A 13,004-nucleotide genomic window follows, 5' to 3' on the forward strand; every position below is an offset into this window, starting at 1 on the left:
TGGGTCAGTACGGCTGGGTGGGTCATCGGCCGGAGCCGGCGTAGACCACGGCGCCGCCGTCGGGGTCACCGAGCTCGAAGGCGGCGTGGACGGCCCGCACCGCGGCCGGCAGGTCGTTGTCGCGGACCACCACCGAGATCCGGATCTCCGAGGTCGAGATGATCTCGACATTGATGCCGGCGTCGGCCAGGGAGCCGAAGAACCGGGCCGACACACCCGGATGCGACTTCATCCCGGCACCGATCAGCGAGAGCTTGCCGATGTGGTCGTCGTAGAGGGTCCGCTCGAAGCCGATCTCGCTCTGCACCTTCGCCAGCGCCGTCAGCGCGGTCCGCCCGTCCGTCTTGGGCAGGGTGAAGGAGATGTCGGTGCGTCCCGATCCGGCGACCGAACCCACCTGGACGATCATGTCCAGGTTGACGTCGGCGTTGGCGACGGCCCGGAACACCGCCGCGGCCACCCCGGGCTTGTCCGGACAGCCGACGACCGTCACCTTCGCCTCGGCGAGGTCGTGCGCGACGCCGCGGATGATGGCCTGTTCCACGAGCTGTGCCTCCGGAATCTCGGTGACCCACGTGCCCGGCTTCGAGGAGAAGGACGAGCGGACGTGCACGGGGACGTTGTAACGGCGGGCGTACTCGACACACCGCAACATCAGGATCTTCGCCCCGCAGGCCGCCATCTCCAGCATCTCCTCGTAGGAGATCCGGTCGATGCGACGGGCATCCGGGACGATGCGCGGGTCGGCGCTGAACACGCCGTCCACGTCGGTGTAGATCTCGCAGGCATCCGCGGACAGCGCGGCAGCCAGAGCCACCGCGGTCGTGTCGGAACCGCCGCGGCCCAGGGTGGTGATGTCCTTGGTGTCCTGGCTGACGCCCTGGAACCCGGCGACGATCGCGATCGCCCCCTCATCCAGCGCGGCGCGGATACGCCCGGGAGTGACGTCGATGATCCGGGCCCGACCATGGGACGAGTCGGTGATCACCCCGGCCTGGGAACCGGTGAAGGAACGGGCCTCCGCGCCCAGGGTGGTGATCGCCATCGCCAGCAGCGCCATCGAGATCCGCTCACCCGCGGTGAGCAGCATGTCGAGCTCGCGTGCCGGCGGCAGCGGGGACACCTGCTCGGCGAGATCGAGCAGCTCGTCGGTGGTGTCACCCATCGCGCTGACCACGACCACCACGTCGTTGCCGGCCCGGCGGGACTCCACCACCCGCTCCGCCACCCGTTTGATGCGGTCCGCGTCGGCAACGGAGGACCCACCGAACTTCGCGACCAGGAGCGCCATGGCAGTCAGGTTACCGAGCACAGCGGCCCGTCCGGGCTGCTCGCGAGCGAAACCACGCCACCCGTGGGCGCCTCGACGGCCCGGCTGGCCCCCTGCACCGACCCTGGACGTGGTCCGTGTCGTCCGGGCGACGGCAGACTGGGCGGATGCGGCAGGTTGTGCCAGGGTGACGGAGACGGCCGCGACAGCCACAACAACCGTGCCGGCACGCCGACCGTGCCGCGCACGGGTGCGCCCCGCGCGGCCCCGCGAACTGGCCACGACGCCGTGCGCCAGCCCCAGGAAGGACCAACCGCAATGGCAGTCAGCCTCGCCAAGGGTGGCAACGTCAGCCTCACGAAGCAGGCGGCGCAGGCCGGCAACACCCAGCTCACCTCCCTCAACGTGGGCCTGGGTTGGGATGCGCGCACCACCACCGGCACGGACTTCGACCTGGACGCCTCGGCGATCGGCCTCAAGCCTGACGGCAAGGCACTCAGCGACGCCTACTTCATCTTCTACAACAACCTCGCGACGCCGGACGGTGCGATCACGCTGACCGGCGACAACACGACCGGTGAGGGTGAGGGCGACGACGAGTCACTGATCATCAACCTGCCGGCGGTCCCGGCCGACATCGACCGGATCGTCGTGCCGGTGTCCATCTACGACGCGGCGAACCGATCGCAGAACTTCGGCCAGGTACGGAACGCCTACATCCGCGTCGTCGACCAGACCGGCAACGAGCTGGTCCGCTACGACCTGTCCGAGGACTACTCCACCGAGACCGTGGTGATCTTCGGAGAGGTGTACCGCAGCGGCGCCGAGTGGAAGTTCCGTGCCGTCGGTCAGGGCCACAACGACCTCGGTGGCCTGGCCCGCGACCACGGCGTCAGCGTCTGATCCACCGCCAGGCCACCGGCCGGCCGGGCCGCACGGTCCGAGCCGGCTGGCTGGCTGTGGTCTCCATCCGCGTCCGTCCAGCTGTGTGCCGGGCTGTCCGTGTGCCGGGCTGTCCCGTGCGTCGGGCTATCTGTGCGTCGGGCTGTCTGTGCGTCGGGCCGTCCCGTGCGTCGGGTCAGGTGGTGCGGGCGGCGAGGCGGCGTAGGAGCAGCGTGCCGGCGGCGGTGAGGGTCACCGCGGTGGCCACCTCGCGGGGGAGCCGGTTGCGCGCCTCGTTCTGAATACGCTCATGGAAGCGGTCGAAGCGGCTCGGCCAGGGGCTGATGCCGACGAAGTACCGTCCGACCTTGTCGGTGTCGGGCAGGCAGGCGCCGGTCATCCCGGCAAGTACCGCCAGGCGACGCCCGGGCGGAGCCGCCGCTGTCAGCAACGCCATCGCCGCGAGCCCAGCCACCCCGTCACGCCGGGCGATCGGTATCCACTCCGACTCGGTGTTCGGTCCGGTGCCCCAGTGCGGCATCGCGTCCATCGCCAGATGCGACGCGAATCCCGCCGCCACCGCCACCACCGGGTTGCGAACCGCCATCCCCACGAACGCGCCCGCGGGGACGTGCGAACTGATGATCATCTAGGGGCCTCTCTGGGACGATGCGGATGGGCTGGAGCTGTGGCCACCGCCTGACGCGTGCCACTCGACTCGCGTCCTGGTGCACTCGTGCTCCGTCAGCCTCCCACTCCCGCTTCGGGCCGCCCAACCCGCACCATCACTTCCCGCAACCAGACGAGCGCGCCAATCGGCCCGCCCGCGCCCCGCCCACGCTGGGGTTTCGTTTCCTCGTCCAGCCTCGGTGGGATTCGACCACCGTCTTCCGTTCGTCCGATATGTTCAGAAATAGGCGCATGTTGGGGTGCGGTGGTGGACGCCAAGCGCCTTGGCGCTCCCGTGATCGCGGCCTGGTTGCGGCCGAATCGCGGCCGAATCGCGGCCGAATCGCGGCCGAATCGCGGCCATGATCGCGGTATGCCGAGGGTTGTTCGGGGATTTCGGCTTCGCGATTGTGAACAGTCCTCGGCATGTGGCCGAACAGTCCTCGGCATCGTGGCTCGACGCGCCGAACGGGCGTCGGTGGCCGGGCGTACCAGCGGTCAGCGGTTGAGCCGATGGGACCCGAGCGGGTTACTGGTGGGTTTTGCCGCCGCGGGTCGAGGGGATGGTGAAATGCACCACTTTCAGCCGGTGTCGGGCGTGTGTCCGTGGCTGAGGGGTGGCCTGGCGGGCCGTCCAGCTGCACGTTTGGCGTGCGGGCGGGCGCATGTCCGAAGGGGCGGTATGACGCCTGACCATCGGCCCGGGCTGATGCCCGTGCAGATGCCTGGGCGAGCGCGCATCATTATGGGTCTGGACGCGGGGCGTAGCTGGCCTGTGCGGAGGGCGGAGTCTGGTCGCTGTCCGCAGCGCAGTGGCGCGCCGCTGATCGAGCCTCGAGGTGGCGGGTAGTCGAAGTTACGGAGGGTGATGGCGCTGGGAGGGGTGGCCTGGGGTGTGCGCGCGGGGTGCTGGCATCTGCATCCGCATCAGGTGCTCTCCGCCGAGGACTTCGCGCCGGATCTGCCGCCGGGAGCACTGGTCTCGGTGGCGTGGCTGTTGGACGGGGCCGGCAGGGTGGTCGGCGGGGCGCTACCGCGTGGCAACCCGCATGGCGGGGCCTGGGGTAAGCGGGTCCTGCGCGGTGAGGGCATCTGGCCGGCGGAGATGTATCCGCCGGGCCGGGAGATCACCGCGGAGCTTGACCTGGTGGAACCGGGCTCCGCCGCCGATCCGGCGCGCATCGTCGTCCACGGACCCCTGCATGACATCCCGGGCTTGGTCGACCAGCCCGGGTTACCCACCGCAGGCTGGACGCGGATGGTCACCCGCCTGCGCCGTGACTCGCGGCGCATCCGGATTCAGGCCGGGGGGCGGACCTGGTGGATTCGGGCGTCGCGGATGTTCGGGGTGCGGGTGGTCCGGGAGAACGGCGTGGACGTCTACTGCACCCGAGGCGGTCGGCAGGCGATGTTCAGCGCCGAGGCGGACGATCTCGACGTCAGCGTGGTGCTGTTGACTCTCGGGTCGATCCCCAGCTCCACCTACGCGCCGATCCTTGGTTTCTGAGCCCGCAGGGACGGTGCCAGAGCTCGAGCGGACAAGTGGCGAGCGGGCGAGCGGGCGAGCGGGCGTGCGGGCGGGCGGTCAGGCGGAGCTGGCGGGCGGTCAGGCGCCGACGACGCGGCGTCCCTCGAAGGCGCGGCCGAGTGTGACCTCGTCGGCCCATTCCAGGTCACCGCCCATGGGCAGGCCGCTGGCCAGCCGGGTGACCCGCAGGCCCATCGGGCCGATCTGACGGGCCAGGTAGGACGCGGTCACCTCACCCTCGGTGTTCGGGTCGGTGGCGAGGATCAGCTCGGTGACGGAGCCGTCGGCGAGGCGGGCGATGAGCTCACGGATGTGCAGGTCGTCAGGGCCGACGCCGCCGATCGGGTTGATCGCCCCGCCGAGCACGTGATAGCGGCCGCGGAACTCGCGGGTCCGCTCGATCGCGACGACGTCCTTGGGTTCCTCGACCACGCAGATGAGGCTCTGGTCGCGGCGAGGATCGGCGCAGATCCTGCACAGTTCGGCCTGGGCCACGTTGAAGCAGCTCCGGCAGAACCGGACCTTCTCCTTGACCTCGGTGAGCACCGCCGCCAGGCGACGGACGTCCACCGGGTCGGCGGCCAGCAGGTGGAACGCGATCCGCTGGGCGCTCTTCGGGCCTATGCCGGGCAGCCGCCCAAGCTCGTCGATGAGATCCTGGACGACGCCCTCGTACATCGGTGCTCCTGTCCGTCAGCGCCGGCGTGGCGACCTAGCGTGGAGTCTGGCCACCGGAGGCGGGCCGCGGATCGCCACCGGCAGCGCTGCCGCCGCCGGTACCGCCGCCACCCGCACCGCCGCCGAACAGTTCGCCCAGGGCGCCGAGGTCACCCAGCCCACCCAGGGCACCCGGAGCACGTGGCGTGCCCGGCGCGCTCGGAGCGCCGAAGGGGCTGCCCGCGGCACCTGGTCCGCCGAGGCCACCGGTGATGGAGCCCATGCGCTCGGCGGCGAGCCGGTGGGCGTTGGTGGTCGCGTCCCGCACCGCGGCGAGGATCAGGTCGGCGAGGGTCTCGGTGTCCTCCGGGTCGACCGCCTCGCGGCTGATCGTCAGATCGACCAGTTCGCCGCCGCCGTTGACGGTCGCCCTGACCAGGCCGCCGCCGGAGCTCCCGTCCACCCGGGCGTCCGCGAGCTCCTCCTGGGCGGACAGCAGTGCGGCCTGCATCTGCTGTGCCTGCTGGAAGATCTGCCCCAGCGCGAAGCCACCGGCTTCGCCCGCGTCACCGACGGGAATCTGCGGGTTCGACATATCCCCGAGCCTACTGTGCTCGGCGGTCCGCTCCCGACCGACGGCCCACCCGATCAGGAGGTCGGGGTCTGTTCGAGGACGGTCGCTCCGAGCCCCGTGCGCAGCAGGGACATCGCGGCCTCCTCACCGCCGCGCGGACCGCCCGCCTGCTGCGGGATGTCCTCGTCGTCGAAGGGCGGCTCGTCCATGATGGGCGGCCGCTGACCGGTGTCGAACGCGTCGCCGCCGCCCACGGTCGCTGGCCCTGAGGCTGCTCCGGGACGTCCCGCGGCGAAGGTGTTCCCGTTGCCCGCGACCGCGGCGCCGTTGGTGTTTCCCCAGGCTGGGGCGGCTGCGCGGGGCACCGTCCCATCGGGTCCGCCCGTCCCACCGGGTCCGCTTCCGCCCGGACCGCCCGGTCGGGGAGCCGGCGGCGGGTCGTCCTGGCCACCGCCGGTATGGACGATGGTGCTGGTGCGGCCCTGCACCGCACCGGCGTTCGCGGGATCGATGGCCGCCGCGTTCACCGCGGCCGCCTGTCCGAGCCCAAAGCCGCCGGCCTCACCCGTCGCGGCGACGCCCCACGTACCGGAACTTCCGCCGGAACCGTTCGGCACGGAACCGTTCGGCACGGAACCGTTCGGCACGGAACCGTTTGGCACGGCAGCGCCCTGGACGGCACCACCCTCGTCCCGGCCGCCCCAGGCAGGTGGCGATGTCGGCGTGCCCGCCGACGGGGGACGACCGAAGTCCTGACTGGCCGCGGCGCCCTGCCACTCTCCGGCGGTGGGCTGGCTGGGCTGACCGGGGCCGGGGGGATAGCCCGATCCGGGGGGGTGGGCAGGCCCGGCGGGTTGGCCCGATCCGTTGACGTGGCCTGCTCCGGACGGGGCCGTGCTGTCCGGATGGCCACCGCCCATGGCCACCGGGGGGGACGGTGGGGCGCCGCCGAACCCCGCGGCAGGGGACCCCGAAGCACCCGAAGGCGCCGGGGAGCCACCCCAGCTGGTCACGGTGCCCGGGCCGGTACCGCCGTGGCCTGCGCCGCCGTAGCCACCGGCGCCTCCGCCGTAGCCGCCGCCTGGGGGAGCGGGTGGTGGTCCGCCGGGACGTCCGCCGCCTCGTCCCGCGGGCGAACCACCGGCTGGCGCGACACTGACCCGCCAGCTCCCACCGACCTCTTCGGCCAGGGCGGCGCAGAACACCTCGGCGTTGTTGCCCTGCCCGAACATCCGACCCATCGGTTGGCTGGCGAACGCGAGGATGACCTCGTCCCCACGCACGTCGGCGACGCTGGCATGGTCCTTGAGGATCGCGTGGGTCTTGCGACTGCGCTGCGCGGCCCGGCCGAGGACGGCGTCCCACCGCGTCCGCAGCCCCGCCGCGTCAATCCGCCCGCCACCGCCCGCGCTGCCACTGCCCGCACCGGCATAACCACCGGTCATGCCGGTCGCGGCCGCCGATCCGTACCCTCCGGTCGGGCTGGCCACCGGAGCCCATCCACCGGGACCCTGGACGGCCGGACCAGGACGGACCGGGCCGGCCATCGCCGGAGCGCCGACAACCCCCGGCCCGCCCGGAATCCCGTGCCCGCCTGGCGCCCCGGCACCTTCGGACATCCCCTCCGGGACGTGCTGCCCGGCTGGGCCGGGCTGCTGCTGCCAAGCCGGGCCCTGCGGATCGACGGGAGGGCCGGCGGGGGTGGGGCGGCGCGGGTCGGGCGGGGGAGCGGCCGCCGCGTGGGCGGGGGGCTGGGCATGGGCGGTCGTGGCCGTGGGCGGGGGGCCTGCGGGCAGCGCGTCGTGGGACGGCAGGTGGCCGTCGAAGGCGGGGCGCCGTTCGAGTCGTTCGAGCCTGGTCAGCAGGGCCGCGGGATCGGTGGCGGCGGTGGGGAGCAGGGCGCGGGCCAGGATGAGTTCGAGCATGAGCCGCGGGCTGGTGGTGCCGCGCATCTCGATGAGGCCGGCGTGCAGCACGTCCGCGGTGCGGGAGAGCTCCGCCGGACCGACGGAGGTGGCCTGGGCGCGCATCCGGTCGACCTGGTCGGGGGAGAAGGACTCGAGCAGGCCGCGGTCGGCGGCGTCGGGGACGGCCGCCATCACGATCAGGTCACGGAACCGGTCGAGCAGGTCGAGGGCGAAACGCCGCGGATCGTGCCCGGCGGAGACGACCTTGTCGACCACGGTGAACAGGGCCGCGCCGTCCCGGCGGGCCAGCGCGTCGACCGTTTCGTCGAGCAGGACGCCGTCGGTCATGCCGAGCAGCGTCACTGCCCGCTCGTAGTGCAGGCCGTCATCATCGGCGCCGGCGAGCAGCTGGTCGAGCACGGACAGCGAATCACGCACCGAACCGGCGCCGGCCCGCACGATCAGCGGCAGCACCGTCGGGTCGACCGGCACCCCCTCCTGCTGGCAGATCGACGCCAGATGCTCACGCAGCACCGCCGGCGGCACGAGCCGGAAGGCGTAGTGGTGCGTGCGGGAGCGGATCGTCGGCAGGACCTTGTCCGGCTCGGTGGTGGCGAACACGAACTTCAGGTACGGCGGAGGTTCCTCGACGACCTTCAGCAGCGCGTTGAACGCCGCCGCCGTCACCATGTGCGCCTCGTCCACCACGAAGACCTTGAACCGGGCGGACGCCGGCGCGAAGAACGCCCGTTCGCGCAGGTCACGGGCATCATCGACGAGGCCGTGGGAGGCGGCGTCGATCTCGGTGACGTCCATCGACGACCCGGTGCGGATGCCGACGCACTCGTCGCACACCCCACACGGCTCCGGTGTGGGCCCGTGGACGCAGTTCAGCGAGGCGGCGAGGATGCGCGCCGAGGACGTCTTGCCGCAGCCCCGCGGGCCGCTGAACAGGTAGGCGTGGTGCAGCCGGCCCGTCGACAGGGCTCTGCGCAGCGCGTCGGTCACGTGCGCCTGCCCGACGATCTGGGCGAAGGTCGCGGGACGGTACCGGTTGTACAGCGCTGCGCTCACTGGCCTGCTCCACGTGCTCGTCGAGAAGATCGGCGAAACGAGGGGACCCCCCGCACACCCGCCAGAGCCCGCTTACCCTTGCTGCCTTCCGGCCCTGGGGGAGTTCACGAGGATAACGCCGCACGAGGGGTCTGCTGGGCAGTCTAACCTGCCCAGGGCGATCATGGGCGCCGAGGTCCCCCCACCGTCCCACCGACCCCCCTGCCCACGGTCCGCCGACGATCAGATAGTCTCGTCAGCGGAGGATTCGCCTAGTGGCCTAGGGCGCACGCTTGGAAAGCGTGTTGGGGGCAACCCCTCGAGAGTTCGAATCTCTCATCCTCCGCCAGAGATGCCAGATTTTCGCATGGACGGCCTGGGTCAGATCCGGCAAGCTCGGAGGCCGTGGCTGCGGCTGCCCGCTGGCTAAGTCGGGGAGGTGCGTGGCGTGACCGCGGAGATGCTCCCGCCGGTCTGGATGCACCAGCAGATCACGGCGGAGTTCTACGACACTCTCTCCGAAGCGCAGACTCGGGATATCGAGATCGTGGACGGGATGGTGCTCATGGTCCCGAGTGCCTCGCTGCGGCACAACCGACTCGCCAAGAAGGTCGCGGTCGCGCTGGAGGCGGCGGGGGCACCGGAATGGTTCGCTGATCTCGACTTCGATGTGCGGCTCGGCGAGGTACCGCTCACCGTCCGCCGGCCGGACATCGTGGTTTACCGGGCCAGCGCCGTGCGCGATGCGCCGATGCGCCCGGAGAACATTCTGTTGGTCGGCGAGGTGGTGTCGCCGGGGTCGGAGACCACCGATCGACTGGTCAAACCCGAGCAGTACGCCGCGGCCGGCATCGCCTGGTACTGGCGGATCGAGCCTTCCACCGCGGGGGGTGTCCCGATCGTGCACACGTACCTGCTCGATCCTGCGGCTCGGGTCTACCGGGCCGGCGACGTCCACGCGGGCGTCATTGATGTCCTAGCCCCGTTCCGGCTGAGGGTCGATCTCACGCTTGCGTAGCTCTCTGCGCGGGCAATGCCGAGGTGAGCGTGTCGGACCGGATCTCGGGTGCGGGAGGATGGCGGCATGGAACGTGTGCTGGGCATCGGTGGGTGTTTTCTGCGGGCGGCCGATCCGGCGGCCCTGGGCGCGTGGTACCGCGACCACCTGGGGTTGGACGCCGACGACCACGGTCTGTGGCAGCAGGAGGTCGGGCCGACGGTGTTCGCGACGTTCCCGGCCGACACCGACTATTTCGGGGCCGGCACCCAGCGGACGATGCTGAACTTCCGGGTTCGTGATCTGGATGCGATGCTCGCGCAGCTACGTGACAGGGGCGCGGAGGTCGTCCCCGAGACGCAGGACATGGATGGTGTCGGCCGGTTCGGCTGGGTCACCGATCCCGAGGGCAACCGGATCGAGCTCTGGCAGCCCGCCTGACCGCCCTACCTGACCATTCGCTGGCCGCACGGTGACCCGGCGCTGGCCCGCAGGGTCGACCGAGCTACTGCCCTTCGCCCATGGCCAGTTGTCGGGGGGACGCGGTCGCGGTGACCCATGCGGCGCGGGTGAGGGCGTAGATGTTGCGGGGTTCGCCGGAGCGGTCAACGGGGCCTTCGGCGAGGCGCAGGCCGAGCTTTTCGGCGACGCGGATCGAGGCGCGGTTCTCCGGGTGAATGATGGAGATCAGTCGGTCGCGGCCGAGGGCGGTGAAGGCGAACTCGACGGCGGCCTGGGCACCCTCGGTGGCGATGCCCTCGCCCCAGCGGTCATGGCGGACGGTCCAGGCGACCTCGCAACCCGGCCAGTCGGGTTCCTCATACAGACCGACCCGGCCGAGGAACTCGCCGGACTGTCGCTCCTCGATGATCCACATGCCGAAGTGGTTCAGCGCCCAGTGACCGATCTGGAAAGCGGTCATGTTCCACACGCCGCTTTCTCGGGATGGCGACGTCGTATACCGCGACATCTCTGGATGTAAGGCCATCCGAAGGTAGGGCTGCACGTCGTCCAGCCGCCAGCCGCGCAGGACGAGCCGTTCGGTCAGAACAGTGGGAATGGTGACGGTTTCGGGACGTCCGAACTCCAGTGTCATGGCGACTCCAGTGTCAGGGGGCGTTTCCCGGTAGGGAGAGGCGAGATCGGTGGACGAGTGCGTCCAGGCCGCGTACGTCGGGATCGGACGCCCACGGACCGAGATCCCGCACCACCCTGCTTACCGCAGCCACGACGGTGGCTGACAGATGGCCCTCCGGAACGCAGACGGCGGCGCGGCTCGCGGCCACGGCGGCGGCCGGGTCCGGTCGGTCGCCCAGCAGATGACCGGATGCCAGACACAGATAGGCATGGCCACGTTCCTCGTGGGTGTGGGGATCGGTGAGCTCGACGGCCCGGCGGGCCTGCGCTCTGGCCTCGGCGCCGTCGCGCAGCCCGACGGCGCACACAGCGGCGAACATCGCAGCCGAACCGGCGGTGAACGGGGACGATCCCGGTTGCGGTGCGGCGCTCGCCTCGACGGCGGCGTTCATGTCCGCCAGAGCGTCGGCCGTCTCGTGGTCACGGCCGAGGCGCGCGTGGCCACGTGCCTCGTAGGCGGCCAGCCGGGCGGCCAGATAGGGCGGGGCGTCCCGGCGGGCACGGGCGGCGGTGCTGGCGGCCTCGTCCCATCGTTGCGTGTAGTAGGAGATGCTGGAACGCAGCGCGGCCAGTGAACCGAGCAGCATCCCGTCGCCGATCTGCGCGGCATACCGGTCGGAGAGGTCGGCGAAGCGGCGGGCATCCCGGTAGTGGCCGCCGGTGAAGGCCAGCCGGCCGAGGTAGTAGGCGAGCTGCCCGCCGAGCAGGGTGGCCCGCTGGCTGTCGGTCACGTTCAGCCGGTTGTCGAGCATCGCCTCGACCTGATGCCAACGCCTGGCGATCTCGGCGATCAGCACCGGCCGGGGCGTCGTGTCGAATCCCGCGGCGATGTCGGTGACGTCGTCCTCGAGTTCGCCAAGGGTCGGCGCGGTGGCACTCGTATCGATCCGGTTGGTCGTCTCGAAGGCAAGCGCGGACAGCGCCGCGAGCTGAACGAGCTTGCGCCTGTCCGTCGGATCCTCCCTGGGTCCGTTCCCTGACGCATCCAGTCGCGCCTGCCAGGTGGCGAGTTCGCCGCCGGTCTGCCAGTAGCTGTCGAGAGCGGCACACAGCTCCGCGGACGGAAGTTCCCCGTTCTCGGCCTTGGATATCCGTGTGCGGTGAAACCCGATGCGTCGGCTCAGTACGTCCTGACTCATCCGACCACGAAGCTGTCGGATTCTTCGACCGAGTGCCGCGGTACTGCCCTCATCGTCGCCCACCGCTGCCGCTCCTCCCGGTTACGCCCGGAACAGGGCACACTCCGCGCACGATGCGGCACATCGCACAGCACAGCACGGAACGTACGCACGCCTGGCGCCGTGTTCGTCACATCCGCAGACTTCACTTATCGGCAAGGTAACCGGAGCACCACGCGAATGGCCAGATTTCCGGGAGGGACACGTGCTCAGCCCGCACACCGTCGGCGAACGCGCCGCGGTGATCCTCGATGCGATCGAGGCACACCCGCACTTCGAGCGGCTGCGTACGAGCACCCTCGCCTACTCGCAACGCTGGGTGACGTTCACCGGCCTGCCGCTGATCGCCGAATGGGATGTGGTGGTGGACGGCCCCGGTCTGTTCGTCGAGGCCGTACGCAGCATGGCGATGCGCGCCGCCGTGTATGAGCTGACCGGTGACGAACGGGCCGCCGAACTCGCTGTCTCCGCGCCGGTGGACGAGATGCTGCATGCCCTGGCCGCCCAGCTCACCGCGCTGACCCGCCTTCAGGCCGACCTGTCGCTGACCTTCGTCTCCTCCACCGGCGGACGATCGGTCGGCGAGCGCGGGACGCGGGGCCATCCGGTCCCCGGCCCTTCGGTCCCCGGCCATTCGGTCACGGGTCATCCCGTCGTGGGGCCTCCGGTGCCGGGGTCGCCGGGCGTCGGATATCCGATCATGGGGTATCCGGCTGCTGGTTACGCGGTGGGCGCGTCCGCCTTCGGTGCGCGCGCGGTTGACCGGAGTACCAGCGGGGTGCGCGCGGGTGGGCGGCGACCGGTGGGCCTGCGGGCGGGCGGCCGGCATCGTGTCGACGGCTTTTCCGCGGCGGGACGCCCCCCCACCGGCGCTGCTGAGCGCGGTGTTCCGGACGGCTCCGACGTCTCAGGTCGCGACATGGCTGAGGGTGATGCGGCCGTCTACGATCTGGACGGTCACACCGATCAGATCTACCGTGCCGCCGGATGGGGCGAGCCGCCCCGGCGGTTCTGGCTCGGCTGCCTCGAGGCCCGGCGTCGGCTCGATGTGCTGTACGAACACTACGAATCCATTGGGATTCACGCCGGCGGCGGAGCCCACTTCCTCACCTTCGGCCGCTAGCGCGCCTGTCCGCGCGTGCTCAGGGGCAG

12 protein-coding genes, 1 tRNA gene and 1 other RNA gene are annotated in these 13,004 nt (G+C 71.1%); 6 read left to right on the plus strand and 8 right to left on the minus strand.

Features of this window, described 5'->3' with window-relative positions:
- Nucleotides 1–22: 22 nt before the first annotated feature.
- Nucleotides 23–1,291 carry an aspartate kinase gene (locus MXD59_RS07100; RefSeq protein ID WP_248812626.1) on the minus strand — a complete coding sequence of 423 codons (1,269 nt, stop codon included), beginning with the start codon at nucleotides 1,289–1,291 and terminating at the stop codon, nucleotides 23–25.
- Between the two features lie 297 nt (nucleotides 1,292–1,588).
- Between MXD59_RS07100 and MXD59_RS07105 the strand changes: the two genes are divergently transcribed.
- Entirely contained in the window at nucleotides 1,589–2,173 is a 585-nt protein-coding gene (locus MXD59_RS07105) for a TerD family protein (RefSeq protein WP_163550012.1), read from the plus strand.
- Between the two features lie 175 nt (nucleotides 2,174–2,348).
- Here the strand turns inward: MXD59_RS07105 and MXD59_RS07110 are convergent, their stop codons facing one another.
- On the minus strand, nucleotides 2,349–2,801 hold the full coding sequence (locus tag MXD59_RS07110) for a hypothetical protein (RefSeq protein ID WP_248823975.1): 453 nt from the start codon (nucleotides 2,799–2,801) through the stop codon (nucleotides 2,349–2,351).
- Nucleotides 2,802–3,689: 888 nt separating this feature from the next.
- Here MXD59_RS07110 and MXD59_RS07115 point away from each other — a divergent pair.
- Nucleotides 3,690–4,328: a hypothetical protein gene (locus MXD59_RS07115; RefSeq protein ID WP_248823976.1), complete on the plus strand. Its 639-nt coding sequence runs from the start codon at nucleotides 3,690–3,692 to the stop codon at nucleotides 4,326–4,328.
- 99 nt (nucleotides 4,329–4,427) lie between these two features.
- On the opposite strand, the gene recR is transcribed toward MXD59_RS07115, so the two are convergent.
- The 4 genes from recR to ffs all read right to left on the minus strand — a co-directional run bounded on the left by recR (nucleotide 4,428) and on the right by ffs (nucleotide 8,696).
- The gene (gene recR / locus MXD59_RS07120; RefSeq protein WP_163550014.1) at nucleotides 4,428–5,027 is read right to left on the minus strand and encodes a recombination mediator RecR; all 600 of its coding nucleotides are present in this window, start codon (nucleotides 5,025–5,027) and stop codon (nucleotides 4,428–4,430) included.
- Nucleotides 5,028–5,061: 34 nt separating this feature from the next.
- Entirely contained in the window at nucleotides 5,062–5,601 is a 540-nt protein-coding gene (locus MXD59_RS07125; protein WP_248823977.1) for a YbaB/EbfC family nucleoid-associated protein, read from the minus strand.
- Nucleotides 5,602–5,654: 53 nt separating this feature from the next.
- Nucleotides 5,655–8,561: a DNA polymerase III subunit gamma and tau gene (locus MXD59_RS07130; RefSeq protein ID WP_248823978.1), complete on the minus strand. Its 2,907-nt coding sequence runs from the start codon at nucleotides 8,559–8,561 to the stop codon at nucleotides 5,655–5,657.
- Between the two features lie 38 nt (nucleotides 8,562–8,599).
- An RNA gene (gene ffs, locus MXD59_RS07135) (signal recognition particle sRNA small type) lies at nucleotides 8,600–8,696 on the minus strand.
- A 105-nt stretch (nucleotides 8,697–8,801) separates the two neighbouring features.
- On the opposite strand from ffs, the gene MXD59_RS07140 reads away from it, so the two are divergent.
- From MXD59_RS07140 to MXD59_RS07150, 3 genes are all read left to right on the plus strand, one after another.
- Nucleotides 8,802–8,889 (plus strand) — tRNA-Ser (locus MXD59_RS07140).
- A 111-nt stretch (nucleotides 8,890–9,000) separates the two neighbouring features.
- Nucleotides 9,001–9,558: a Uma2 family endonuclease gene (locus MXD59_RS07145; protein WP_248812631.1), complete on the plus strand. Its 558-nt coding sequence runs from the start codon at nucleotides 9,001–9,003 to the stop codon at nucleotides 9,556–9,558.
- A 66-nt stretch (nucleotides 9,559–9,624) separates the two neighbouring features.
- Complete coding sequence (locus tag MXD59_RS07150; protein ID WP_248812621.1) at nucleotides 9,625–9,978, plus strand: VOC family protein; 354 nt, start codon at nucleotides 9,625–9,627, stop codon at nucleotides 9,976–9,978.
- Between the two features lie 64 nt (nucleotides 9,979–10,042).
- On the opposite strand, the gene MXD59_RS07155 is transcribed toward MXD59_RS07150, so the two are convergent.
- Nucleotides 10,043–10,633, minus strand: coding sequence for a GNAT family N-acetyltransferase (locus tag MXD59_RS07155; protein ID WP_248823979.1), 591 nt, complete (start codon nucleotides 10,631–10,633; stop codon nucleotides 10,043–10,045).
- Nucleotides 10,634–10,646: 13 nt separating this feature from the next.
- Nucleotides 10,647–11,876 carry a helix-turn-helix transcriptional regulator gene (locus MXD59_RS07160; RefSeq protein WP_248823980.1) on the minus strand — a complete coding sequence of 410 codons (1,230 nt, stop codon included), beginning with the start codon at nucleotides 11,874–11,876 and terminating at the stop codon, nucleotides 10,647–10,649.
- Between the two features lie 181 nt (nucleotides 11,877–12,057).
- Between MXD59_RS07160 and MXD59_RS07165 the strand changes: the two genes are divergently transcribed.
- Nucleotides 12,058–12,975 (plus strand): hypothetical protein, encoded by a 918-nt coding sequence (locus MXD59_RS07165; RefSeq protein WP_248823981.1) that lies wholly within the window; start codon nucleotides 12,058–12,060, stop codon nucleotides 12,973–12,975.
- Nucleotides 12,976–13,004 lie beyond the last annotated feature (29 nt).

It is taken from the genome of Frankia umida (assembly GCF_023242945.1).
GTDB lineage: Bacteria > Actinomycetota > Actinomycetes > Frankiales > Frankiaceae > Frankia > Frankia umida.